A 25144-nucleotide genomic window follows, 5' to 3' on the forward strand; every position below is an offset into this window, starting at 1 on the left:
GACTACCTTCCGTGCTCGTCATTGCCGGACAGGGGGGATGCGGTGCTGGAGTCGGCGGCGCCCTCGATCGCGGCGACCCCTTCGATGGCCGCTACGACGGCCTCGTCCTTCCAGCCACGCTCGAACTCGGCGACCACCCGGCCGTGGAACATCACGACGACCCGGTCGCACACCTTGAGGTCGTCGAGTTCGTCGGAGACGATCAGCGCGGCCTTGCCGGCGTCGGCGACCTGCCGGATCCTGCCGAGCAGGAACTCCTTGGACTTGACGTCCACACCGTTGGTGGGCCGGATGGCCACCAGGACGTGGGGGTCGGTGGCGAGGGCGCGGGCGACGACGACCTTCTGCTGGTTGCCGCCGGACAGGGCGGAGACCGGGGTGGTGGCTCCCGGGGTCTTGATGTCGAGGTCCCGGATCATGCGCTGGGCGAAGACCCTGGTCCGGGAGGGCAGCACCGTGCCGAACGGGCCGAGCTGGTCGGTGACGGTGAGCGTCGCGTTCTCCGCCACGCTGCGGTTGTTGACCAGGCCCTGAAGGTGGCGGTCCTCGGGGACCAGACCGACTCCGACGGTAAGAGCGGACGGCACGCTGCCGGTGCGTACGCTCCTGCCGCCGACCGAGATCCGGCCGGCCTCGGCGCGGTGCAGACCGGCGACGGCCTCGCCCACCCGCACATTGCCGCTGGCCGCGGCACCGGCGAGTCCGACCACCTCGCCCGCGCGGACCGAGAGGGACAGGTCGTCGCAGGCGCCGGGCAGCGTCAGGCCGTCGATGGCCAGCAGCTCCGGAGAGTCGGCCCGTGCGGCCGGGGCCGCGTTCGTGGCCGCGGCGCTCGGGGCGGCGGACTCGCCGGTCATGGCTTCCACGAGCGCCTGGTGACCGAGGTCGGCCACGGGTGCGGTGAGGATGTGGGCGGCGTCGCGGTAGACGGTGACCGTGCCGCAGAGGTCGTACACCTCTTGCAGGTGGTGGGAGATGAAGAGGAAGGCGACGCCCTGGTCCTGGAGGTCGCGGAGCTTGTCGAAGAGGCGGCCGATGCCGCGGGCGTCGAGCTTGGCGGTCGGCTCGTCGAGGATGATGAAGCGGGCGCCGAAGGACAGGGCCCTGGCGATCTCCACGAACTGCCGCTGCTCGACGGTGAGGTCCTTCGCCCGCGCGGCGGGGTCGACGGCCACGCCGTATTCGCCGAGCAACTCCTCGGCGCGCAGCCGCAGTTGCTTCCAGCGGATGGGCTGTACCGCGCCGGCGCTCTGCCGGTTCAGGAAGAGGTTCTCGGCGACGGTCAGCTCACCGATGATGGTGGAGCGCTGGTAGACGCAGGCGACCCGGGAGCGCCAGGCGTCGATGTCGCCGAAGGCGGGCGCAGGCTCGTCCGAGAACCGCAGGGTTCCGGTGTCGGGCTGTTGGATACCGGTGAGGATGGACACGAGCGTCGACTTGCCGGCGCCGTTGCGGCCGACCAGGGCGTGCGACTCGCCCGCTGCGATGCTGATGCGTGCGTCGCGCAGGGCGACGGTCGCGCCGAACCGTTTGCTGATGCCGGTCGCCTCGGCCACCGGAGCCGGATGCGTGGGGCCGGTCGCCGGGGCGGTCGCGGTGTCCGCCATGGTGGATTCCGTCCTTTGACGTCGGATGCTGGGGAGCAGGGAGGGCGCGGTGGGGAGGGAGACAAGTGCCGGTCCCTCCCCACCGCGGGCGTGGGCTGCCGGTGATCAGCCGACGTTGTTGCCCCACAGGGACTTGTCCTCGACGTTGTCCTTGGTCACCAGTGGGGCGGGCAGCTGGTCCTCCAGGCCGTTGGGGATCTTGACGATGGTGGAGTCGTGGTCCGTCGTGCCCGGCTTGAAGGTCTTGCCCTCCACCGCTGCCTGGGCGTAGAAGAGCGCGTACTTGGCGTAGAGGTCGGCGGGCTGGGAGACGGTGGCGTCGATCTGGCCCTTGCGGATGGCGTCGAACTCCTGCGGAATGCCGTCGTTGGAGATGATCGAGATGTGGCCCTTCTGGCCGGCCGGCTTGAGCAGGCCCTTCTGCTGGAGCAGTGCCAGGGTGGGCTGGAGGAAGACACCGCCGGCTTGCATGTAGATGCCGTTGAGGTCGGGGTGCTGGGCGAGCAGCGACTGGAGCTTGGCGGAGGCCACGTCGCCCTTCCAGTCGGTGGGCAGCTCGAAGACCTTGATCTTCGGGAACTTGCTCTTCATGCACTCCGCGAACGCCTCGGAGCGGTCGCGTCCGTTGATGGAGTCCAGGGCGCCCTGCAGCTCGGCGACCTTGCCCTCGCCGTTCAGCTGCTTGCCGAGGAACTCGCAGGCCTTGGTCCCGTACGCCCGGTTGTCGGCGCGGACCACCATGTAGACGTCGCCCTTGTCCGGACGGGTGTCGACGCTGACCACCGGGATCTTCGCCGCTGACAGGGTGTCGAGGGTCGAGGCGATGGCACCGGTGTCCTGGGGCGCCATGACGACGGCCTTGGCCCCGGTGTTCTGGAACACCTGTACGTTGGCGACCAGCTTGGTGACGTCGTTCTGCGAGTTGCTCAGCGGCAGGGTGTTGACGCCGTCGGACTTGATGTCCTTCTTCAGGTACTGGGCGTAGGAGTTCCAGAAGTCGGAGTCGGAACGCGGCAGGTCGATGCCGATGGCGGGCTTGCTGCCGCCGGCGGCGGTCGACGCCGAGCTGTCGCGGTTGCACGCGGTGGCGAGGGACAGCACCGCGAGGACAGCGGTGGCTGCCGCGGCGGTGGAGCGGGTGCGAGCGAGCTTCATGGCCGTGTTCTCTCCTTAGCCAGGACGGGGGTCCGCAGGGCGACGGTGGGTGGTGGCGCGCTCGCCTGCAGAGAGAGGGCGAGCCCGCCGGCCGGGCAGGTGATGGTCCGGCACAGGGCATGCGGACTGCGCCCGGACGGGGACGGAAAGTGAGGGTCAGCCGGTGGCCGAGGCGACGGAGGCAAGCGGCCGCATCGCACAGGTGACAAGCGGACGCCGGGAATGTTCCGGTTATTCCTCCGATGTATCTCGGACGTCGAGGACGTTACGACGGCGTTGCCGACGTTGACAAGACTCTGCTCCTGAGGATTTCCGGCACACTGCGTCATGGGCGGTTCCGGAGCCCTCGCCGCGACCTGCACCTTCCCATGTGACAGGGACTGGCCTGCGGTTTTGCCGGCTCCGGGGTTGACGGGCGCTCATGCCCGCGCAGCTCACGATTCGACAACGGTGCTCCTTGTACCACCGCGTCCGGCGCTTCGGGAGGGTGTCGCTCCTCTCGCCACGGACCGGCGGCGGGGTGGACGCGGACCACGCTGATCCATTTCACCGGGCTGATCATGCAGTGAGCGCCCTCGGTATTCATCGGAGGTCGAGCGGTGTGCCGCACCATTGCGCCTGGCAGGACTCCTCTCAAGACCTCTTCGCGGCTGGGTAGCCCCTTGGATTTCGCGGAGACATCCGATGTATGGATTGCCAGTCGGGATTCCTGCGTCTACAGTCACGATGCCGCCATACATCCGATGACTCGTCCGATGACTGAAGGCGCAGGCCATCGCCGCCTCCCAGCGGCCGACTTCCCCATGACGAACCCCCATGGCAAGGGAGCTATCCAGTGAAACTGCTACGAGTCGGCGCCCCCGGCGAAGAACGGCCCGCCGTCCGCACCGATGACGGCCGGCTGCTGGACCTGTCGTCCGTGGCCTCCGACATCGACGGCGCCTTCCTCGCCTCGGACGGTGTCGACCGGGCTCGCGCGGCGATCGCACAGGGCGCCCTGCCCGAGCTGGACGCGGAGGGTCTGCGCATCGGTGCACCGGTCGCGCGTCCCGGCAAGGTCGTCTGCGTCGGCCTGAACTACCGCGACCACGCCGCCGAGACCGGAGCGGCGATTCCTCCGCGTCCGGTGGTGTTCATGAAGGACCCGGGCACGGTGGTGGGTCCGTACGACGAGGTGCTGATCCCCCGCGGCTCGGTGAAGACGGACTGGGAGGTCGAACTGGCGGTCGTCATCGGCCGCCGGGCGCGCTACCTCGACGGACCGGCCGCCGCGAATGCCGTGATCGCGGGGTACGCGGTCAGCCACGACGTCTCGGAACGCGAGTTCCAGCTCGAGTACTCGCCGCAGTGGGATCTGGGCAAGTCCTGCGAGACCTTCAACCCGCTCGGTCCGTGGCTGGTCACCGCCGACGAGGCCGGCGACCCGCAGAACCTCGGACTGCACCTGAGCGTCAACGGCGTGAAGCGGCAGGACGGCCACACCAGCGACATGATCTTCCCGGTGGACCACATCGTGGCGTATCTGAGCCAGTACATGGTGCTGGAGCCGGGCGACGTGATCAACACCGGTACGCCCGCGGGCGTGGCCCTCGGCCTGCCCGGCACCCCCTTCCTGCGTGCCGGTGACACCGTCGAGCTGTCCGTGGACGGGCTCGGCAGCCAGCGCCAGACCTTCGGCCAAGCGTGAAAGGCACCCCCGTGACTGCAACCTCCGCCCGGATCACCTCGGTCGGCACCTACGACGTCCGGTTCCCGACCTCACGGGAGCTGGACGGCTCGGACGCGATGAACCCGGACCCCGACTACTCCGCCGCCTACGTGGTGCTGCACACCGACGCGGGTGACGGGCTCGAAGGCCACGGCTTCACCTTCACCATCGGACGCGGCAACGACGTCCAGGTCGCCGCGATCGACGCACTGCGGCCCCACGTGGTGGGACGTTCCGTGGCGGAGCTGTGCGCCGATCCGGGCTCGCTCAGTCGCGACCTGATCGGGGACAGCCAGTTGCGCTGGCTCGGCCCCGAGAAGGGCGTGATGCACATGGCGATCGGCGCCGTCGTCAACGCCGTGTGGGACCTCGCGGCCAAGCGGGCGGGCAAGCCGCTGTGGCAGCTGCTCGCCCACGCCGACCCCGAGTGGCTGGTCTCCCAGGTCGACTTCCGCTACATCGCCGACGCCCTCACCCCCGGCGACGCGCTGGAGCTGCTGCGGGAGGGCCGGACCGGGCTCGCGGAGCGCGAGGCGATCCTGCTGGAGCGCGGCTACCCCGGCTACACCACCTCGCCCGGCTGGCTCGGCTACTCCGACGAGAAGCTGACCCGGCTGGCCAAGCAGGCCGTCGCCGACGGCTTCACCCAGATCAAGCTCAAGGTCGGCGCCGACCTCGGCGACGACATCCGGCGGCTGCGCGCCGCCCGGGCGGCCGTCGGCGACGGCATCCGCATCGCCATCGACGCCAACCAGCGGTGGAACGTGGACGAGGCGATCGAGTGGACCAACGCCCTCGCCGCGTTCGACCCGTACTGGATCGAGGAGCCCACCAGCCCCGACGACGTCCTCGGGCACGCGACCGTCCGCCGGGCGGTGGGCCCGGTGAAGGTCGCCACCGGCGAACACGTGCAGAACCGCATCGTCTTCAAGCAGCTCCTGCAGGCCGGCGCCCTCGACGTCCTCCAGATCGACGCGGCCCGGGTCGGCGGAGTCAACGAGAACCTCGCGATCCTGCTGCTCGCCGCGAAGTTCGGGGTGCCGGTGTGCCCGCACGCCGGCGGAGTGGGGCTGTGCGAGCTGGTGCAGCACCTGTCGATGTTCGACTACCTGGCGCTCTCCGGCACCACCGAGAACCGCGTGATCGAGTACGTCGACCACCTTCACCAGCACTTCACCGAGCCCGTGGTGATGCGCGACGGCCACTACACCGCGCCGCTCGCCCCCGGCTTCTCCGCCACCATGCGCGAGGAGTCCATCGCCGAGTACCGCTACCCGGACGGGACGTTCTGGGTCGCCGACCGCGCCGGACAGGAGGCTGTGGCGTGATGGATCTCTCCGGCCTCAAGGCCATGGTCACGGGCGGCGCGTCCGGTATCGGCCTGGCCGCCGCCCGGGCGCTGGCCGCGCGGGGCGCGGCAGTCGCCGTGCTCGACCTCGACCCGGCCGGTGTGCCCGAGCCGCTGCTCGCCGTCAAGGCCGACGTCGGCGACGACGCCTCGGTGCGCGCCGCCGTGGAAGCCGCCGCCGATGGGCTCGGCGGCATCGACATCCTCGTCAACAACGCGGGCATCGGCGCCGTGGGGACCGTCGAGGACAACTCGGACGAGCAGTGGCACCGCGTCCTGGACGTCAACGTCGTCGGCATGGTCCGCACCACCCGTGCGGCTCTTCCCCATCTGCGCCGGTCCGCGCACGCGTCCGTCGTCAACACCTGCTCCATCGGCGCCACCGCCGGACTTCCACAGCGCGCCCTGTACTGCGCCAGCAAGGGCGCCGTGCTGTCCCTCACCCTCGCGATGGCCGCCGACCACGTTCGGGAAGGCATTCGCGTCAACTGCGTCAACCCCGGCACCGCCGACACGCCCTGGGTGGCCCGGCTGCTGGACGCCGCCGACGACCCCGAGGCCGAGCGCGCCGCCCTGAACGCCCGCCAGCCCATGGGCCGGCTGGTCACCGCCGACGAGGTGGCGGCCGCCATCGTCTACCTCGCGAGTCCCGCCGCGGCGTCCGTCACCGGCACCTCGCTCGCGGTGGACGGCGGCATGCAGGGACTCCGGCTGCGACCGGAAGCCAAGCCGTGAGGGCCACGACGACGGGCGGTGGCGCGGTCGAGGTCACGCGACTGGCGCTCGGCTGCGCGGCCATGGGCAACCTCTACCGGCCCGTCACCGAAGAGACCGCCCACGCCACCGTGGACGCGGCCTGGGACGCGGGCATCCGCACCTTCGACACCGCACCCCACTACGGGCTCGGCCTGTCGGAGCGGCGGCTCGGCGCGGCCCTGCGCGGTCGCCCCCGGGACACCTACACCGTCTCCACCAAGGTCGGCCGCCTCCTCGTACCGAACCAGCCGGGCAACGGGGACGACCACGGCGACGACCTCGCGAACGGCTTCGCCGTCCCCGCCACCCACCACCGCGTCTGGGACTTCAGCGCCGACGGAGTGCTGCGCTCCCTGGAGGCCAGCCTGGACCGACTCGGCCTCGACCGGGTCGACATCGTCCTGTTGCACGACCCGGACGACCACGCCGAACAGGCGCTGCGCGAGGCCTACCCGGCGCTGGAGCGGCTGCGCGCCGAGGGCGTGGTCGGTGCGATCGGCGTGGGGATGAACCGGTCGGCGCTGCCCGCCCGCTTCCTTCGCGAGACCGACATCGACGTGGTCCTGCTGGCCGGCCGCTACACCCTCCTGGACCAGGACGGGCTCGCCGAACTGCTGCCGGAGGCCGCCGCCCGCGGCCGGAGCGTGATCATCGGCGGCGTCTTCAACTCCGGACTGCTCACCGCCCCCAGACCGGGCGCCACCTACGACTACGCGCCCGCGCCGCAGCCCGTGCTCGACCGGGCGCTGCGCCTGCTCAAGGTCACCGAACGCCACGGTGTGCCGCTGCGCGCCGCCGCACTGCGCTTCCCGTTCGGTCATCCCGCCGTCGTGAGCGTCCTGACGGGCGCGCGCTCACCCGAGGAGGTACGCGACACCGTGGAGCAACTGAGCCGCCCCGTCCCGGACGCGCTCTGGGACGAGATGCGCGCCGAGGCGCTGCTGGCCGAGGACACGCCCGTCCCCGTGGCCGTGCCGTCGTCGAAGTGGTCGCCGCCGCCCGCGACGTGACCGGCCGACTCCCACCCGCAGAACGCCACGAGGTCCTCACCGGCACCGCCATGCGGACCTACGGCCTGACCGTCACCGGATTTCCGGGCCTTCGGGAAGCACCATGCGCATAGCTCTGTTCATCACCTGCTTCAACGACACCATGTTCCCCCGCACCGGCCACGCGGTGACCGCGCTCCTGGAACGCCTCGGCCACACCGTGGAGTTCCCACAGGGCCAGACCTGCTGCGGCCAGATGCACTTCAACACCGGCTACCGCCCGGAGACCCTGCCCATGGTGCGCCGCTTCGCGGAGGTCTTCGCGGGCTACGACGCCGTCGTCGCCCCCTCCGGGTCCTGCGCCGGCATGGTGCGCGACCACCATCGGGTGGTGGCCGCCCAGTACGGGGACACCGCCCTCACCGAGGCGGTGGAGCAGGTGGCGCCGACGGTGTACGAGCTGTCGGAACTCCTCGTCGACGTGCTCGGCGTCACCGACGTCGGCGCGTACTTCCCGCACCGCGTCACCTACCACCCGACCTGCCACTCCCTGCGCATGCTCCGGGTCGGAGACCGCCCGCTCAGGCTGCTGCGTGCCGTGAAGGGCATCGACCTCGTCGAGCTGCCCGACGCCGACTCCTGCTGCGGCTTCGGAGGCACCTTCGCGCTGAAGAACCCGGGCGTGTCCAACGCCATGCTGGCCGACAAGATGCGCCACGTCCAAAGCACCGGCGCCGAGTTCCTGTGCGCGGGCGACAACTCCTGTCTGACGCACATCGGCGGCGGCCTGTCCCGCCTGCGCACCGGCGTCGGAACGATGCACCTGGCCGAGATCCTGGCCGCCACGGAAGGGGACGCACGGTGAGCGGCGCCGACAACGTCGTATGGCTGGGCACCCCGGCCTTCCCCGAAGCCGCGCGCGGCGCCCTCGCCGACACCCGGCTCCGGGCGAACCTGCGCCGGGCGACCGGCACCATCCGGGACAAGCGGCTGGCGGTCGCCGCCGAACTCACCGACTGGGAGGACCTGCGGGAAAGGGCCGCGGCCGTCAAACGCCACACCCTGCGCCACCTCGATCACCATCTCCTGCGGCTGGAGAAGGCGGTGACCGCCGCGGGCGGAACGGTCCACTGGGCGGCGGACGCCGCCGAGGCCAACCGCATCGTGACCGGCCTGGTGCGGGCGACCGGCGAACGCGAGGTCGTCAAGGTCAAGTCGATGGCCACGCAGGAGATCGGACTCAACGAGGCGCTCGCCGACGCCGGCATCCGCGCCTATGAGACGGATCTCGCCGAACTCATCGTGCAGTTGGGCGGCGACCGTCCCTCTCACATCCTCGTTCCGGCGATCCACCGGGGCCGTTCCGAGATCCGGGAGATCTTCCGCCGGGAGATGGGGGAGTGGGGCAGGCCCGCCCCCGACACGCTCACCGACGACCCGCGCGATCTCGCCGAAGCGGCCCGGCTCCATCTGAGGGAGAAGTTCCTCCGGGCCAAGGTGGCGGTCTCCGGCGCCAACTTCGCCGTCGCCGACACCGGCACGATCGCGGTCGTGGAGTCGGAGGGCAACGGGCGGATGTGCCTGACCCTGCCGGACACCCTGATCACCGTCATGGGCATCGAGAAGGTCCTGCCGTCCTTCGCCGACCTGGACGTCTTCCTCCAACTGCTGCCCCGCTCGTCGACCGGCGAGCGCATGAACCCGTACACCTCCCTGTGGACCGGTGTCACCGAAGGCGACGGCCCCCGGGAATTCCACCTCGTGCTGCTCGACAACGGCCGCAGCGCCACCCTGGCCGACGAGGTGGGCCGGCAGGCGCTGTCCTGCATCCGCTGCTCGGCCTGCCTGAACGTGTGCCCGGTCTACGAGCGCACCGGCGGCCACGCCTACGGCTCCGTGTACCCCGGGCCGATCGGCGCCGTCCTGACCCCGCAGCTCGTCGGCGTCGAGAACGCCGCCTCACTGCCCTTCGCCTCCACCCTGTGCGGCGCCTGCTACGACGCCTGCCCCGTGAAGATCGACATCCCTGAGGTGCTCGTCCACCTGCGCGCCGAAGCTGTGGAGGCCAAACGCCGGGACCGGCTGCTGCCCACTCCCGAGGCGCTGGCGATGAAAGCCGCGGGCGCCGTTCTGTCCTCCCCGGGACGGCTGGCCGCGGTCCAGAAGCTCGCCGCCCTCGGGGCCCGGCTGGTGGCCCGCGACGGCCGGATCGGCGCGCTGCCGGGGCCGTTCGCCCGATGGTCCGGCACCCGTGACACGCCCGCGCCACCTCCCGAGTCGCTGCGTGCCTGGTGGCGCCGTACGAGAACGACCGCGCGAGCCGACGGCCGTGCGCCGGTGGAAGGGAAGGGACGACGATGAGCGGCCGCGAGACCGTGCTGGGCGCGGTGAGGGGAGCGCTGGCCGGTGTGCCGGCCTCCGAGAGCCCCGACGAGGTTCCGCTCCCGCGGGGGCGTCGCGCCGATCACGCCGGGCCGGACGTCATCGGGCTGTTCACCGAGCGCGCCGCCGAATACCGCGCCACCGTGGTCCGGGTCACGGCAGCGGACGCGGCGGACGCGGTCGGCCGCGCGCTGGCACGTACGGGAGCGCGGTCCGTCGTAGTGCCACCCGGCCTCCCCGACGAACTGCTGCCGGAAGGGCCCTGGTCACGGCTGGAGGACACACCGCCCCTGACGGTCGCTCAACTGGACGCGGCGGACGCCGTGATCACCACCGTCACCACCGCCATCGCCGTCACCGGCACGGTGACCCTCGACCACGGCCCCGGCCAGGGCCGCAGGGTGCTGACCCTCCTGCCGGACCAGCACGTCTGCGTGGTCCGGGCGGACCAGATCGCACCCGACGTGCCCGAGGCCCTGAGTCTGCTCGACCCGTACCGGCCACTGACACTCATCTCGGGCCCGTCGGCCACCAGCGACATCGAACTCGACCGGGTCGAGGGTGTGCACGGACCGCGGATCCTGGACATAGTCGTGATCGCGGACGGCTGACACGGTGCGGCGCGAGCCATATAGGTCCTATGTCTTGAGGCTCCACGCAGGGATCTTCTCGCTGCCTGTGCTGCGCTCCAGTCGGAAATAGCCAGCAGTTACTGGTAGTTGAGGGAAAATCTGGGCGCACGCGTCTGGACATGGCGGTCTGGGTGACTACAGGATTCATCCGATGTCTCCGCGTGTCTTCTCGCGCTGTGGCCGGTCTGCCGACGTGCCTGGTCATCGCCTCGTCACGCGCCGTCCGCCCTGATTCCCCCGACCCTCAGGAGCCGCTCCGTGTCCTCTGCCCCCCTCAGCAGACGCTCCCTCATCAAGGCCGCCGCCCTCGCCGGAGGCACCGTCGCCTTCGGCCTGCCGCAGGTGGTGTGGCCCGGCACTGCCGAGGCCTACACCGTGCCCTCCAAGATGGACTGGTGGTACCAGGCCCGGTTCGGCATGTTCATCCACTTCGGGTCCTACTCCTACCGCGGTCACGGCGAGTGGGCGTTCTACAGCGAGAACTGGTCCAAGGCCGACTACCAGACCCAGGTCAGCGCGCCGTTCAACCCGACCTCCTTCAGCGCCGCCAGCATCGCCGAACTGGCCCGGAACGCCGGCATGAAGTACCTGGTGATCACCGCCAAGCACCACGAGGGCTACGCCATGTGGAACTCCGACGTGGCGAGCTTCAGGGACACCACCGGCACGAAGGAGTACAACCTCCGCGACTACAGCGGCTACCAGCCCGATCTGCTGGCCCAGTTGAAGACGGAGTGCGAGAGCCGCGGCATCAGGTTCGGGCTCTACTACTCGATCATGGACTGGAACCACTCCTCGCAGACCGCCAACCACAGCACCGTCTTCTCCTCCATGTCCTCGCAGGCCGCCCGTACCGCCTACATCACGGACATGAAGGCACAGCTCCAGGAGCTGCTGGACCGCTACGACCCCGCCGTGCTGTGGTTCGACGGCGACTGGTGCGGCAACCCCGCCACTCCCACGCTCGACGACTGGTGGGTCAAGGCCGACGGTGAGGACCTGTACAACTGGCTGATCAGCCGGAAGCCCAGCCTCATCGTCAACGAACGCGTCAAGCGCGACCTCGGTCTCGGTGACTTCCAGTGCCCGGAGGAGAAGGTGCCCCCGGCACCGCTCGACCGGCCGTGGGAGACCTGCGTGACCATGAACGGCGCCTGGGGCTACAACTCGTCCAGGGAGAACTCCTACCGGTCCGTGCACGACCTCCTCCAGGAGTTCGTCACCGTCGTCTCCCGCGACGGCAACTACCTGCTCAACATCGGCCCCAAGGGCGACGGCACCGTCACCGCCGGAACCACGAACGTCCTGAAGGGCTTCGGCTCATGGATGGCCACCTACGGCGACAGCATCTACGGCACCAGCGGCAGCCCCTTCGCCACCGAACCGTCCTGGGGCAGGTTCACCGCCAAGAACGGCAAGCTCTTCGCCCATGTCTTCACCTGGCCCACGAACGGGGTCCTCCAGATCCCGGAGGTCCACAACACCATCAACCGCGTCCACCTGCTGAACGACCCGTCGACAGCGCTCTCGTACACGGTCAGCGGCGGCACCATCAACGTCACGGTGCCGGCCACGGCGCCGCACGCCGACGTGTCGGTGGTCTGCGTCGAGGTCAGCGGTATGCCGGCCGTCCTCGCCGACGGAACCTACCGGCTGGTGTGCGCCCGCAGCGGCAAAGCCCTGGACAACGCCAACCGCACCACCGAGGGCGGCGCGGTCGTCCAGTGGACCGTCAACACCGGGACCCCGCAGCAGTGGAAGGTCACCCACCTGGGCCACGGCTACTACAAGCTGGTGTGCCTGAACAGCAACAAGGCCCTGGACAACGGCAACTCCGCCGGCGACGGCGCCACCGTCGTCCAGTGGACCCCCAACACCGGGACCCCGCAGCAGTGGGCCGTCGCCGCCCTGGGCAACGGCGCCTACCGGCTCACCAACCGCCGCAGCGGAAAGGTCCTCGACAACGGCAACGTCACCACCCAGGGCAGCAACATGATCCAGTGGTCCTGGAACGGCGGCTCCCAGCAGCGATGGACCATGACCAAGATCGGCTGATGCCGGCCGGCCCCCGCCCTCGTCCCCGAGCGGGAACGCCGTGCTGACGACCCACGGGGGGCTGAGGACCCGCCGCGCCCTGACCGAGTGGTTCCCCGGCCCACCGTCGGGACCGCCCGAACCCTCGGGCCGGTCGTGGCAGTGACGCTGTACGGGCGGCTTCAACGCCTGCGTCAACGTGTCGGCAAGGCATGGATCCCACCCTTCGTCCCCGACCACCAGGGCGCTACCCGCGCGGTGATCCTCCTCGCCGGCCTGTGGGCGAAGGGCCGCCCGGCGGACCGGCGGCCATGTCCCGCTGCTGATCGCCGGAGGCCTCGCGCTCGCCGTCGCCGCCGACCGTCGCGTGCTGGCGAACCGTCACGAAGCGACAGGCTCTGGTCAAGGACTTCTCAAGCGTCGGACGCCTCCTCCCGGCCGTGATCGGGTCTCTTCCGACGGTCTGTCAACGCCCGCTCTGGGAGGACCTGGTGCCAGCACCAATCCGTAGAAGACGATGGCTCACGATCTGCGTCAGCACCGCATCCGCCGGACTCCTCGCGCTACCCGCGAGTGCCGCACCCGGCGGCGACAGCAGCCCCTTCGGGGCGCGCACCCTCACCCGACACGCCGCCGAACGCGAGCAGTCGGTGGGGGCCATGAGCCCCAAGGTGGCGGAGGACGACGACGGCAACGAGGCCGACGAGATAGCCGAGGGCGCGGACCAGTACGCCGAGGCCCGCACCTCACCCGGCATCGTCGCACCGGGCGCGTACGGCGCCGCCTGGACCAGCCTGAGCAATCTGCCGACCACCGGGGGCAGTTGGCGCAACGTCACCGACCTGCCGTACAACTCCGACGATCCGCGCTACCGCGACATCGACTCCAACTCCAGCGGCGGCTCGGGCAACGTCACCGGTCGGATGGCCGCGATGGCCGCCGACGACGACGGGTACGTGTACGCGGGCAGCGCGGGCGGCGGCGTGTGGCGCTCGCGCAGCGGCGGCGGGCACTGGCAGCCGATCAGCGACCGGCTGTCCTCGCAGTCCACCGGCGCGCTCGCGCTCGACGGGACCGGACGGCTGTGGCTGGGCACCGGCGAGGCGACCACCAACGCGGACGCCTACCTCGGCAGCGGCGTCTACGTCCTGTCCGACCCGCACCACGGCACGTTCTCCTCGCGCGGCCGGGTCGGCGGCGACGAACTGGAGTCCACCACCATCCACCAGCTGCGCTTCGGCGGCGGCAAGGTGTGGGCGGCGACCAGCGAGGGCGTGTGGAGCCACTCCACGAAGAAACTCAGCGGTGCCTGGAAGCTGGAGTACGCGCCCAACCCCGACTACCTGCCGGGCGGTTCGAAGGCCGACGACCCCGACGCGGCGTACAAGAACATCGCCAACGACATCGCCATCGACCCGAAGGACCCCGCGAAGGTGGTTCTCGCGGTCGGCTGGCGCAGCGGTGACGACTACAACGGCTTCTACACCAAGGACTCCAAGGGCACCTGGACACGCATCACCAGCGGCCTGGGCGACCTGTCGGCCGACGCGGACGACGTCGGAAACGTCACCTTCGCCCGCTCCGCCGACGGCTCCCGCTACTACGCCGTCGACCAGTCGCCGGAGCAGCTGAACACCAACCCGGACAGCGGTCTGGAGGGCATCTACGTCTCCAAGTCCGGCTCTCCGACGGGCCCGTGGACGAAGATCGCCGACTACCAGGGTCTCGCCGCCTCCGGCTCGGCGCTGACCTCCAGCGGCTACATGCCGGGCGTGCAGGCCTGGTACAACCAGTTCCTGACCGTCGACCCGGCGAACGCGGAGCACGTGTACGCGGGCCTCGAGGAGGTCTACGAGACCAAGGACGGCGGCGGCACCTGGTCCACCGTCGGCCCGTACTGGAACTTCGGCTTCCCCTGCTGGAGCATCGACCCCGCCCAGCAGACCGGCGACTGCAGCCAGACCACCCACTCCGACCAGCACGGCGTCGCCATCGGCCGCTACCACGGCAAGAGCTTCGTCTACGTCGGCAACGACGGCGGCGTCTACAAGCGCCCGGTCGACGGCGCCCAGGACTCCTCCGGCCACGCGACCGACTGGACCTCGCTCAACGACGGCACCATCGACACCCTGCAGTACTACTCGGTGGGCGTCGGCAAGGACCTGGACCACGGCGGCGTCTCCGTCACCGGCGGCCTGCAGGACAACGGCCAGTCGATCCTGCGCAGCAACGACAAGGTGATGGGCTCCAACTTCGGTGGCGACGGCGGCGACACCCTCACCGACCCGGCCAACGGCTGCGACATCGCCGAGGAGTACGTCTACCTGGCCATCCAGGTGACCCAGAACTGCGCCGTCAACGACGGGAGTTGGATCAACGACCCCGGCAAGGCCACGTCGTACGACGTTGCTCCGGCCGACAACGCCACGGGTGAGGCCCGCTTCATCGCCCCGCTCGCGGCCGACGCGAAGAACAGCTCGACCTGGATCGCGGGCGGCCGCCACATCTGGGTGCAGACCCACGGCTACGCCATCCGCAGCGGTGACGAGTGGAAGAGCGTGTACGACCTCGGCGCCGGCCACACCGCGACCGCTGTCGCCGCCTCGGGCGGCAAGGTGTACGCGGCCTGGTGCGGCCCCTGCAACAACCAGGGCTTCGCCCGCGGCATCTCCGTCGGCGATGCTGGGGGCACCTCCCGGACGAAGTCTGGGGGAGGCACCGGCTGGCACGACATCACTCTCCCCGCCACCGGTGCGGACGGCACCGTACCCAACCGCTACCTCAGCGGCTTCGCCGTCGACCCGAAGGACGCCGATCACGTCTACCTCACGGTCAGCGGCTTCTCCCGGCAGTGGACCGAGGGACCGGGCGCGGGCGTCGGCCACGTCTTCGAGTCGAAGGACGGCGGCACCACCTGGAAGGACATCTCGGCGAACCTTCCCGACGTGCCGACCGACTCCGCGGTCGTCACCCCGAACGGCGGCCTCGCCGTCGCCACCGACCTCGGGGTCGTCTACCGGGCGCCTGGCCACACCAGGTGGCAGCGCGTCGGATCGCTCCCGGCCGTGGCCGTGCTCCAGCTGAAGCTGAGCCCCGACGGGCGCACGCTGTACGCGGCGACGCACGGCCGCGGCATCTACAGCATCCCTGTGCGTGACTGCGACTGACCCCGGCAGTCGTACGGAGCGGTGATCCCGGCGTTTCGGGGTCACCGCTCCGTCGTGTACGGCACCACACTCACTTCGAGCGTGAAGGCGACGTTCGCCGCGCCCGCGACGTCCGGCGCCTTGGCGAGCGCGGTGACCCTGGCCGTGCCGCCCCGGGTGCCCGCGCACCGCAGTGAGGCGCGGGCGGATCCGTCCGCCTCCACCCGCCATCCGGACGCCACGACGAAGGCCGGCGCGGAGCTGCGGACAGCCACCCATCGCCTGTCGTCCGCGCGGGGCTGGAGGATCAGGGACACAACGGTCCCCGGCCGCACGCACAGCCGCTGTCCGGGCGCGTCACCGGGGGTGACGGTGACCTCGGCGTGTCCGGCGACGCAGGCGCCGGCCGAAGCGGAGGACGTGCGGTCCGTCCCGGACGGGCCGGCTCCGGACGGGCTCGACGGCGGGGGAGAGGACGGGGAAGCGAACGTGTGCGCCGGCGTGCCGGTGGACGGCTCCACCGAGCGGCTCCCGGACGGCCCTCCGGCAGATCCGCCGTTCCCTGTCGAGGTCCCGCATGCGGCCAGGAGGAAGAACACCCCGGCGATCACCCACGCCCCGGCCCACCACCGCATCCCGGCACCTCCCGGCTGCCCGTACGCATACCAGGATGCCCCTTGCAGCCGCGCCGCGGTGGGCCGCTCCCAGTCGTCGCACGCGGCCACGACCCACGCTGTTCAGTCGTTGGTCGACACGGTGAGGGCCGCGGAGATGCCGTGGACCAGCGGGTGCCGGCAGTGCGCGGCGAGGAGTTCCAGCCATTCGACCGGGTCGCCGCCGTGTCCGATGCCGTCGCTCGAAGGCTCCGGGTCGCTGGTCGGCGGAGGTGCGGGCTGTGTCAGGGATGCCCGGGCGATGGCGCAGCGCAGGACGACGGCCTCGGTGGCCGCTGCCAGCCGCGGACCGGTGAACCCGTGCGCGGAAAGCTGCTCCCGTGCCGTCGTCTCGGCGGCGGCGCTGCGGAACGGGGCCAGGGCGAGTATCGCGTCACTGATCTCGATCGTGTACCGGTACAGGACGAGTTCGGGCTCGGCGCGCAGGGCGTCCGGCAGCGGAAGGACGACCTCGGGTGCGGCATCGGTCAGCATCCGCCACAGCGGTTCGAGGCGGCGCAGCCTGCGGCGGTCGGCGTGGGCGCGCCGTCTGTCCGCCAGGGCGGGCCAGGCGATCCCGGCGCTGGACAGCAGCAGTGAACCGGTCAGCAGGACCTGTGTGGCAGGCACGACGGCGGCGTCTTCGAACAGCGGGATGCCGGAGTCGCGCAGGGCCAGGTAGGCGCACCGGTGCAGGGCGTAGACGATGGCTGTCGCGGCGCCCGCGCCGATCAGCTCGAGGGAGGTCCGCAGGGGGCCTGGCGGGGCCTGCCGGTGGTAGCGCAGGCACATCACCCCGATCGCGGTCACTCCCCAGATCACGTAACCGATGTAGATGGCCCAGTAGACGGTATGGGCGGCTGAGTGGCCGGTGGTCAGCAGATACTTCTCACCGCTCGGGCGGGGCGCCAGGAAGAAGGCCGTGCACAGGGCGGCTGCGACCAGCGGAAGAGGCAGCCAGTCGCGGGCCCGGGGGGTGGGAGCCGCGCCGGTCGCGCCGGACAGCCGACGCACGAAGGCGGTCAGGCATGTGATCGCGGACATTCCGAGCAGATGGCTGAGGACATTGGTGATGCTCTGCACACCGGTGACGGTGTCGATCACGCGACGCACCGCCGGCACCCCCACGGTGACCGACAGGGTGACCAGGGCGACGACTCCGGCGAGCAGTCGGGAGGGCGCGGATTCCGGGATGGCGCGGCTGCGCAGTGCCCGGTGGGCGGTGTGCGCGGTGAGAGACCACATCGGAACGAGCAGGACGACCTCGTACGGCCGGATGGCCGTCATCGCGGACGCACCAGGCCGAGGGCGCGGGCCAGCCGGTCGAGGCTCGCGGACCCCTCGTGAACCGGCCGGACGCCAGGTGACGCGTGGTCGGTCGACCGCTTGTGGATCAGGGTGGCCATCAACTCGGCTTGCTGCTCCTGCAGTTCGGTGTAGTCGGTGCGGCCCCGGGCGAGCAGCCTTCGGACCATGGTGGGGTCGAGGCCGGGGAAGAGCGCCTCCATCCCGGGCCAGGAGCCGCCGCCGTCGCGTTCCGTCGTGTGGTCGAGCAGGAGATGGGAGATCTCGTGCAGGATGATGTGCCGCTGGTGGAAGGCGTTGGTGGACGTCTCGTAGAAGATGTGGTCGGTGTCGCCGAGGCTGACCCACAGTCCGCACAGGTCGGCGATGGCTCCCGCCTGTTTCGGCAGGGGTGACAGGGTGAGCCGCCTGCCGTGCCGCTGTTCGATCGAGGCGCACAGGGCGTCGATCGTCAGGGGCTGCGCCTGTCCGAGCGGGAGGCCGTCCAGGATGGCGTCGCACCGGGTGCGGAAGTCGGACCAGGGCTCTGCCCTCAACCGGAAACCGTCCTGCACCGTGCCCCTTCCCCCGACCGCTCGACGGCGTGCCGCGCGGTCACAGCCTCTGTCACGGGGAAGTCTATGCATCCCGCCCGTCGCGCTCTCGCGACTGGTCGGCGGCCTGTTCGACGAGGCCGCGCACCACGTCCAGGCCCTGCGCGGAGAGGGTGGCCACCGCCGCCGCGCGCAGGGCGACAGCCTTGACGTCGTTGTTGCGCATGGCGGTGATGAGGGCGAGTTGGGCCATGGTCCGGTCGGCGACGGCGTCGTCGACGAAGTAGCCGACCGGTACGCCGAAGAAGTCGGCGAGCGCGCGCAGCGTCCCGATGGTGGGGTTGGGGGCCTTTCCGTTCATCAGCATCGACAGCCGGCCCACCGAGAGGGAGACGCCCCCAGGCTCCTCGACCGCCTTGATGCCGTCGACCACCTCCTGGAGGGTGTGGCGCCTGCCCAGTGGTTGCACGTGCTCGAAGAGGTACTCGAGGCGGGCGGCCAGCAGCTGCCCATCTGTCTCACTCACGGTCGCTCACCTCTCGATGCCTCCTGCCATGGGGGCATTATCCCGTGCGCCGTGCGCGCCGTGAGCGGGGCGCCGGTGCGCCGAGAGACCTGCCACTGCTCGCGGACCGGTCACCGCCTCGCGGTAGACCCTGCTCCCCGATGGATCCCGTCCGTGGCCGTACGGCGATGCCCAGCCCTCCAGCAGCACATAAACATGCAGTCGGTGAACCCGGCTACGAATGTTGATGCCCGTATGTGCTGCTGCAAGATGTCCAGTTGACTGCCCTCGGAGATCAAATTCTTTCACTTAAGTGAAAGCCGCTGTTAGTGTTGCGGAGGTTCAGTCGCCCTGCCCGGGCGGAGACGCCTGACGGTCGCGCATGGCGGGAGCACCGTCTGCACCCCGTCAGGTGGCTCGGTTCGGAACGGGCCCCGATCAGCACGCACTTCACTTCACTGGGAGGCATCAAGTGGCTCGGAAGATCAGCAAGTTCGCGGCTGTCGCGGCCGTGGCAACGGCGGTCGTGACGCTCGCGGGGAACCCGGCGAGTGCGGCGGACACGGCGTACAACACGCGCACCCTGTACCTGACCGGCTCCCCCTCGTCGTCCGGCGCCGACGCGTGCACCAGCAAGACCATCTACCTGGGCGCCGGCGACTACACGTGGACGCACGTCTTCGACTCCATCCGTTTCCCGAGCCGTGACATCACCCTGTCCGCGGGCACGTACACGTGGAAGGACTGCCTGAACCCCGGGAGCGGTGACTACACGCACACGTCGAGTCTGGCCAAGTCCGGTTCGGCGACGGCCACCCTCGTGAGCACCGTGGAGACCTTCAGCGGCACCCACACTTTCGGCTCGCTGCTCGACCCGCACTTCTGATCGCCCCCGCGGACATGGCCTGCCATGGGCGGAGCGCCGTCTCGGGGGCCGGCCGGATCGGCCCGGGGGCCATGTCCGCGGTCACCTGGCGCAGGCCGCGAACGGTCCGCCCGCCGAGACGCTCCTCACCCGGAACCCCATCACCTTCTGTCGATGTTGGATCAAGATCCTGAAAGGCGGACCCACACGTGCATCGTCATGCTCCACGACGTCCATGGAAGAGATGTCTTGCGGCGACGGGCGGCGGAGTGGCGCTGCTGGCGTCGTTGCTCGTCCCGGCGTCCCAGGCGGCCGAAGCCGGCGAGACGGTCACGCGGACGGCGGCGGTCGCGGCGGCGACGCCCACGGTGTCCCCCATGGTGCAGACGGGGCCGCGCAACATCATCAAGCGGCTGCAGGACACCTACATCACCAATGTGGACGACGCCGACCACTCGCAAGGGCACATCCTGCACGTCGGCACGCCGGACAACGGCACCACGAAGTACCGCAGCTTCATGCGCTTCGACGTCTCCAAGCTCCGCGGAGCCCCGATCTCGAAGGCCTACCTGCGTGTCTACAACTCCTTCGTCTCCGACTGCGACGCGAAGGCCTGGATGGGCGTCTACCCGGTGACCCAGCCGTGGGACCAGTCCACGATCACCTGGGCCAACCAGCCGACCGTCGGCGCGGGCAAGGGCACGTGGTTCGGACTCGGCCACCCGAACTGCCCGGACATCCCGAACAGGACCAACCCCGCCGCGTCCAACGGCATCCAGCGCATCGACGTCACCGACTGGGTGAAGGCCTGGGCCAACGACGCCTCCTTCCCGAACCACGGCATCAGGTTCTCGGCGCAGGAGGACATCAGCTCCGGCTACAAGGACTTCTGCTCCATGAACACGGTGTCGACCGACTACGCGTGCCACGCCGCGTACAACGCGCCGACGCTGGAGGTCGAGTTCAACACGGGCTCCACGCCGATCATCTCGGGCAACGCGTACGGCCCGACGTACCCGAACAACTACCCCGCGGCGCACTCGGCGCTGGAGTTCCTCGACTCCACCGATCCTGACGTCTGGCCCGCCTCGGGCCCGTACCAGCGGTGGATCCCCGACGCCTACCACTCGGTCTTCGACACGACCCTGAAGGGTGACTCCTGGGCCGGCGGCACCTCGCACAAGCTGCGACCCGGCGGCACGTACGGCGGACAGGTCCTGGTCACGGGCGACGGCACCAGCGGCTTCGTCGGCGTGATCCCGTACCCGTCCCTCGCCGGCTACCACTGGGCGGTCAACGTGGGCGACCCGAACGACCTGCACGGGGTCGAGATGCTCCCGGACGGCACGGTCATCGCCGCGTTCGCCTCGCGAGTCTTCGGCTCCGAGGGCATCGCCGGCGGGCTCGCGGTCTACTCCAAGGCGCAGGGCACCCCCGGCAACTGGAGCGCCACGCCCGTCCAGCAGACCTCTCTCGCCGGCGCGCACGAGGTCCTCTACGACCCGAGCAGCAACTCGGTGTGGGCCGTCGGCGACGAGCTTCTGGTGCGGTACGACTACGTCGGAGGCCGGCTCAAGTGGGGGAAGGCCTGGCCCCTTCCCCAGCAGGCAGGCGCGAAGAAGGCGTACGGCCACGAACTCACGCCGGTCCACGGCAACTCCGACCGGCTCTGGATCGGCGCCAACGCCGGCATCGTCCAGTTCTCCAAGAGCGGTGCCGTCGACTGCTACGACGACTCCCAGGGCGCCTGGCCACTGCCGGAGTACGTGACAGGCGCCGAGAACCACTGGTGCACGAACTATGCGAACCGGGCCGAGGTGACCAAGCGCACCCTCATCAAGAGCGTCGGGAACGACCCCGCCACGGGCACCGTGATCTCCACCTGCTCCATCGGCTGCCCCGAGACACAGGCGGCGGGCAATACGTGGGACACCGCGTACATCCGCTTCATCCCCACCAGCGGCCCGCAGTCGCTGGAGTCGGTTTCCACCGTGGACCGGCGCTACAAGGCCACCTGGGCCGTACCGGCCTACCAGTAGACACCGGCCGCCAGAGCTCCACCCAGCCGTGGCCCCGGGCCCCCCCCCGACGGCCCCCCGGCCCCCCCCCCCCCGCCGGGCCCGGGCACCCGCGCGCGGGGGCCCCGGGCCACGGCCCCTTCGGCAGGGCCCCCTGCATCACGGCTTCGACGCAGCACACTCCCGACGACCGGGGCCCGCGCGACGCTCTCCCATCCCTGACTACGAGCCTGTCTCGGTCAGCACGGGCTCGATCCGGAAGAGGTGGCCGCCGATCCGGCCGATGAGGCCGTGGTCATAGACCGTCAGTTCCGGCGCGACCCCCGCCTCTACCGGGCTCTTCGGGACCTGTACCTGGCTGCGCCAGCGCACCGCACCGCTGTCCAGGTCGAGGCCTACCAGATGCCCGGACGGGTCGAGGTAGTGGTTCCGTGTTTCCTGTGCGAGCAGGCGTGCGCGCTGGACGCCGTGCAGGCCGCCGAGAGGGTGGCGGTGGCCCGGGCTCGCGGACTGTTCCTGATGGAGGCGATGTGGAGCCGCTTCCTGGCGTTCCATGTCGAGGTTCTCGGTGTCCGGGCCGCGAGGAACGAACGTCTGCGCGGCGAGTGGGCGCAGAAGACCGGCGTCCTCTTCCGCCGCGACGGCCACGGCGTGCGGGCCCTCGGCGACAGCGAGCTCGACGCCATATCCGCCGGGTGGGGCGGTAACTCCCCGCCTGCGGGAAGTACCAGAGGAAAATGCCAAACCCCTCACCTCGGCCCAGCACTTTCCGTAGTCTCGGGATCACGCTCTCGGTGCGGCCGTGCGGGAGAGGGCAGTCCGGCATGCGCCGAGTCTCTTCCCAGCTTCGTGATGGCGAAAGGAGACCGGTCATGGCCGTCAAGGCCGAGGTCCTGAACGAACTGCACCGGCTGCGCACGCGCATGCCCCAGCTGACGGGAGCGCTGGCGGCCAGCGTCGACGGCTTCGTCCTCGCCCAGGACATGCCCGGCGTCCAACCCGAAGGGCTCGCGGCCCTGACCGCGGCCGCCCTCGGTGTCGGCTACCGCATGGTCGACCTCACGGCCCGCGGGGAGTTCTGCGAACTGCTCGTGCGTGGCGCCGGGGGCTATGTCGCCACCTACGCGGCCGGTCCCAGCGCCGTCCTCACCCTGCTGGCCGACGACCGGGTCAACGTCGGCCGCCTGCATCTGGAGGGACGGCGCAGCGGCGCGCACATCGCCGAACTGCTCGCGGCACGCCGCTCCTTACCGGAGGACGCACCCCCACGTCCCACCAGCACCCCGACCCCCCTCACGGCCCAGGGCAGATCCCTGGGCGCCCTCCCGGTCCGCATCCCGCGACAGTTCCGCCCCCAGCGAGGCCCGGAACTCGGCGGCTGAGCCGAGCTCGGCGTCACCAGCAGGATCCCGCGGGGGAGTTGTACGGCGGTCCCGCAGCACCGGGCCGGTGCCAACCCGGGACCCGGCCGTCTACCCGCACGCCGGGCCGGTGCCACCCGGACGCCCGGCCGTCTACCCGCCCACGGGCTGATGCCGGCCGCAGGCCGGGCCGTCCTGCCTGCACACGGACCGGTGCCTCGGCCGTCGATGGCTCTCGCCCCCTCACGCCCCTCCGCCCTCCGCCTGCGCACGCCCGCGTGGCGGCCCGACCCGCCCGCGCCGGCGGCCACCGGCCCGTTCCGGCCCCGCACCGCCGTTCGCCCCGGGCGCGCTGAACCCGCCGGGGACGAGACGCGGCGGTGCCCCAGTCGGTGCGGGTGTGGCCGGACGCGCGAGCGCTGCCGCGGACGGACGATCGCCTGTCTCCGGCGGCGCACCCGCGTCCCCCGGTGCGGGTGCCGCGCGCCCGATCACGCGCGTGTGGGGCATCAGCGGGGCGCACGCGGAGCACACTTCGCTGAGGGTCCACACCTGGCCGACGGCCGGGTCGTGGCGCAGCACCAGGACGACCGCGCCCGCGCAGACGGCCCGGGTGGCCTCGTGCGGCGCGCATCGCTGGCGGCGGCACCAGCAGGCCGCGTCGGGCCGCACCGCGGCCGCTCTGGCATGGGCGGCGGCATGGGCCTCGGCGAAACGTCGCAGGGCCGCGAGGTCGCGTGAGCGTGGCGGCATGGCGCACGCCGAGGAGCAGGTGACGGAAGCGGTGCGGTCCCGGTGCCCGACCACACGGATCGTCCAGCAGCGTCCGGGACGGCGGGCTGACGGGGCGTCAGGGTACGTGAGAGCCAAGACCACATGTCCTTCGTGGGAGGCGAGACGGGCGGAGAGGGCACTCCGGGCTGGTTCCGGCGCCACGCACCGGAAGTGACCTCGTTCACAGCATGCCCATGGCCCCGCGGACCATTCGCGCCGTGCCACCTCTGGCCGACAGACCGGCGTCGTGGCGGCCAACGGCGCGTGAACGCGCGCCTTTCGCTCCCGGTCGCGCGCCCCCTCAGTGGGGGAACGCGCGGGGCTGTCTGAGCCGCGGGAGTCCGTCGCGGAACTCCTCGATGCGGGTGCTGATCTGGCGCATGAGGACGGTGTCCTCGATGCGGTCCAGGTAGAGGTTGCGGCGGGCGAGGGCGGACGCGTCCACGCAGAAGTACAGCGCCATGAGCGGGTTGACGAAGAGTTCGCTGTCCTTCGTCCGCTCGGTGAACCGTACGTCGCCGAAGTCGCCGCGTACGGCGGCCGCGACGGAGCCGTTGACGATGCTCGGGTGGTCCGGGGTGCACTCCTGGGCGTGGGCCACGGCGTCGACGTACAGGGCGCCCTCGCGGCTGTCGCGCGGCAGGGAGAACGCGCCGAGGTAGCCGCCCTCCCGGTCCAGTGCGGCCAGGTTCTCCAGCACCAGGGAGTGGTTGACCCCGTGGTAGGCGTCCACGCCGAAGCCGAGGCAGGCCACCAGCCGGTGCTCGACCTCGTGGAGGCCGTGCACGGCGGCCAGGCTGGCCATGTCCTCCTCGGGCGTGCCCAGTCCGTGCTCGTCGCCCCGCAGGAGGATGTCCGTCCCGCCGTCCACCAGGACGATGGCGTCCACCCCGCCCAGGTGGTCCAGCAGTGCGCGGTAGGCGGCCCGCAGCGGGGTCACGCCGGTGCGGGCGAACGCGTACACCGTCGAGGGCAGACCGTGCCGACCGAGCCAGCGGGCCAGGGTGCGCTCGGGGAAGTAGTCGCCCCGGACGGGGGTGTCCGGGGCGACGGCCGCGACGTCCGGCTCCAGCCAGCCCGCGGGGGGGGGGCCGGAGGGGGCGGGGGGGGGGGCCCCCCCCCCCACGGCCGCGACGTCCGGCTCCAGCCAGACGTCGGTGGGCAGGCCGTAGAGGTCGGAGAAGGACAGGTTGGCCAGATGGACGTCCTTGCCGGCCGAGCGCAGGGCGATCGCCAGCGGCAGGCCCGCGTAGACGTCGAAGCCGCCGCCCGCGCCGGCGACGAGTATCCGCCGCGCGTCGCGCAGCCGGGTGAACAGCGGAGGTTCGTGGAGGAGGAACACGCCGGGACGCTAACAGGCGTCGATCACGCGG

At 70.9% G+C, this 25144-nt stretch carries 20 protein-coding genes; 12 read left to right on the top strand and 8 right to left on the bottom strand.

What is annotated here, in order from left to right:
• Nucleotides 1-2 precede the first annotated feature (2 nt).
• Both ACPT94_RS33645 and ACPT94_RS33650 read right to left on the bottom strand, forming a co-directional pair.
• Nucleotides 3-1607, bottom strand: a complete 1605-nt coding sequence (locus ACPT94_RS33645) for a sugar ABC transporter ATP-binding protein (protein WP_425247573.1) — start codon at nt 1605-1607, stop codon at nt 3-5.
• Nucleotides 1608-1712: 105 nt separating this feature from the next.
• Nucleotides 1713-2762 (bottom strand): sugar ABC transporter substrate-binding protein, encoded by a 1050-nt coding sequence (locus ACPT94_RS33650; RefSeq protein ID WP_360341554.1) that lies wholly within the window; start codon nt 2760-2762, stop codon nt 1713-1715.
• 835 nt (nt 2763-3597) lie between these two features.
• Between ACPT94_RS33650 and ACPT94_RS33655 the strand changes: the two genes are divergently transcribed.
• From ACPT94_RS33655 to ACPT94_RS33695, 9 genes are all read left to right on the top strand, one after another.
• On the top strand, nt 3598-4449 hold the full coding sequence (locus ACPT94_RS33655) for a fumarylacetoacetate hydrolase family protein (RefSeq protein ID WP_360341551.1): 852 nt from the start codon (nt 3598-3600) through the stop codon (nt 4447-4449).
• Nucleotides 4450-4460: 11 nt separating this feature from the next.
• Complete coding sequence (locus tag ACPT94_RS33660) at nt 4461-5798, top strand: enolase C-terminal domain-like protein (protein WP_360341548.1); 1338 nt, start codon at nt 4461-4463, stop codon at nt 5796-5798.
• Nucleotides 5798-6553, top strand: a complete 756-nt coding sequence (locus ACPT94_RS33665) for an SDR family NAD(P)-dependent oxidoreductase (RefSeq protein WP_360341693.1) — start codon at nt 5798-5800, stop codon at nt 6551-6553. The genes ACPT94_RS33660 and ACPT94_RS33665 overlap by 1 nt, the downstream gene beginning before the upstream one ends.
• Nucleotides 6550-7584 carry an aldo/keto reductase gene (locus tag ACPT94_RS33670; protein ID WP_425247574.1) on the top strand — a complete coding sequence of 345 codons (1035 nt, stop codon included), beginning with the start codon at nt 6550-6552 and terminating at the stop codon, nt 7582-7584. Before ACPT94_RS33665 ends, ACPT94_RS33670 begins: the two co-directional genes overlap by 4 nt.
• Before the next feature lie 103 nt (nt 7585-7687).
• Nucleotides 7688-8428 carry a (Fe-S)-binding protein gene (locus tag ACPT94_RS33675; protein ID WP_425247575.1) on the top strand — a complete coding sequence of 247 codons (741 nt, stop codon included), beginning with the start codon at nt 7688-7690 and terminating at the stop codon, nt 8426-8428.
• A complete protein-coding gene (locus ACPT94_RS33680) occupies nt 8425-9924 on the top strand; it encodes a LutB/LldF family L-lactate oxidation iron-sulfur protein (RefSeq protein WP_425247576.1) in 1500 nt (499 codons plus the stop codon). The genes ACPT94_RS33675 and ACPT94_RS33680 overlap by 4 nt, the downstream gene beginning before the upstream one ends.
• Nucleotides 9921-10556, top strand: a complete 636-nt coding sequence (locus ACPT94_RS33685) for a LutC/YkgG family protein (RefSeq protein ID WP_425247577.1) — start codon at nt 9921-9923, stop codon at nt 10554-10556. Before ACPT94_RS33680 ends, ACPT94_RS33685 begins: the two co-directional genes overlap by 4 nt.
• 279 nt (nt 10557-10835) lie before the next feature.
• Entirely contained in the window at nt 10836-12632 is a 1797-nt protein-coding gene (locus tag ACPT94_RS33690) for an alpha-L-fucosidase (RefSeq protein ID WP_425247578.1), read from the top strand.
• 470 nt (nt 12633-13102) lie between these two features.
• Nucleotides 13103-15778, top strand: coding sequence for a WD40/YVTN/BNR-like repeat-containing protein (locus ACPT94_RS33695; RefSeq protein ID WP_425247579.1), 2676 nt, complete (start codon nt 13103-13105; stop codon nt 15776-15778).
• 41 nt (nt 15779-15819) lie between these two features.
• Here ACPT94_RS33695 and ACPT94_RS33700 read toward each other — a convergent pair whose 3' ends face one another.
• The 4 genes from ACPT94_RS33700 to ACPT94_RS33715 form a co-directional block, all read right to left on the bottom strand.
• Nucleotides 15820-16278 carry a hypothetical protein gene (locus tag ACPT94_RS33700; protein ID WP_425247580.1) on the bottom strand — a complete coding sequence of 153 codons (459 nt, stop codon included), beginning with the start codon at nt 16276-16278 and terminating at the stop codon, nt 15820-15822.
• A 216-nt stretch (nt 16279-16494) separates the two neighbouring features.
• Nucleotides 16495-17697: an MAB_1171c family putative transporter gene (locus ACPT94_RS33705; RefSeq protein WP_360341524.1), complete on the bottom strand. Its 1203-nt coding sequence runs from the start codon at nt 17695-17697 to the stop codon at nt 16495-16497.
• On the bottom strand, nt 17694-18251 hold the full coding sequence (locus ACPT94_RS33710) for a hypothetical protein (protein ID WP_425247581.1): 558 nt from the start codon (nt 18249-18251) through the stop codon (nt 17694-17696). Before ACPT94_RS33710 ends, ACPT94_RS33705 begins: the two co-directional genes overlap by 4 nt.
• A gap of 82 nt (nt 18252-18333) precedes the next feature.
• The gene (locus ACPT94_RS33715; protein WP_360341518.1) at nt 18334-18774 is read right to left on the bottom strand and encodes a helix-turn-helix domain-containing protein; all 441 of its coding nucleotides are present in this window, start codon (nt 18772-18774) and stop codon (nt 18334-18336) included.
• 451 nt (nt 18775-19225) lie between these two features.
• On the opposite strand from ACPT94_RS33715, the gene ACPT94_RS33720 reads away from it, so the two are divergent.
• Nucleotides 19226-19639 (top strand): hypothetical protein, encoded by a 414-nt coding sequence (locus ACPT94_RS33720; protein ID WP_360341515.1) that lies wholly within the window; start codon nt 19226-19228, stop codon nt 19637-19639.
• Between the two features lie 248 nt (nt 19640-19887).
• A complete protein-coding gene (locus ACPT94_RS33725; protein WP_425247582.1) occupies nt 19888-21657 on the top strand; it encodes a DNRLRE domain-containing protein in 1770 nt (589 codons plus the stop codon).
• A 201-nt stretch (nt 21658-21858) separates the two neighbouring features.
• Here ACPT94_RS33725 and ACPT94_RS33730 read toward each other — a convergent pair whose 3' ends face one another.
• On the bottom strand, nt 21859-22284 hold the full coding sequence (locus ACPT94_RS33730) for a hypothetical protein (RefSeq protein WP_425247583.1): 426 nt from the start codon (nt 22282-22284) through the stop codon (nt 21859-21861).
• A 224-nt stretch (nt 22285-22508) separates the two neighbouring features.
• Here ACPT94_RS33730 and ACPT94_RS33735 point away from each other — a divergent pair, with 224 nt between their 5' ends.
• The gene (locus ACPT94_RS33735) at nt 22509-23018 is read left to right on the top strand and encodes a roadblock/LC7 domain-containing protein (RefSeq protein ID WP_425247584.1); all 510 of its coding nucleotides are present in this window, start codon (nt 22509-22511) and stop codon (nt 23016-23018) included.
• Between the two features lie 1054 nt (nt 23019-24072).
• Here ACPT94_RS33735 and ACPT94_RS33740 read toward each other — a convergent pair.
• Nucleotides 24073-25113, bottom strand: a complete 1041-nt coding sequence (locus tag ACPT94_RS33740) for a DUF1152 domain-containing protein (RefSeq protein WP_425247585.1) — start codon at nt 25111-25113, stop codon at nt 24073-24075.
• Nucleotides 25114-25144 lie beyond the last annotated feature (31 nt).

Source organism: Streptomyces aurantiaciflavus, from assembly GCF_049808595.1.
Taxonomy (GTDB): Bacteria; Actinomycetota; Actinomycetes; order Streptomycetales; family Streptomycetaceae; genus Streptomyces.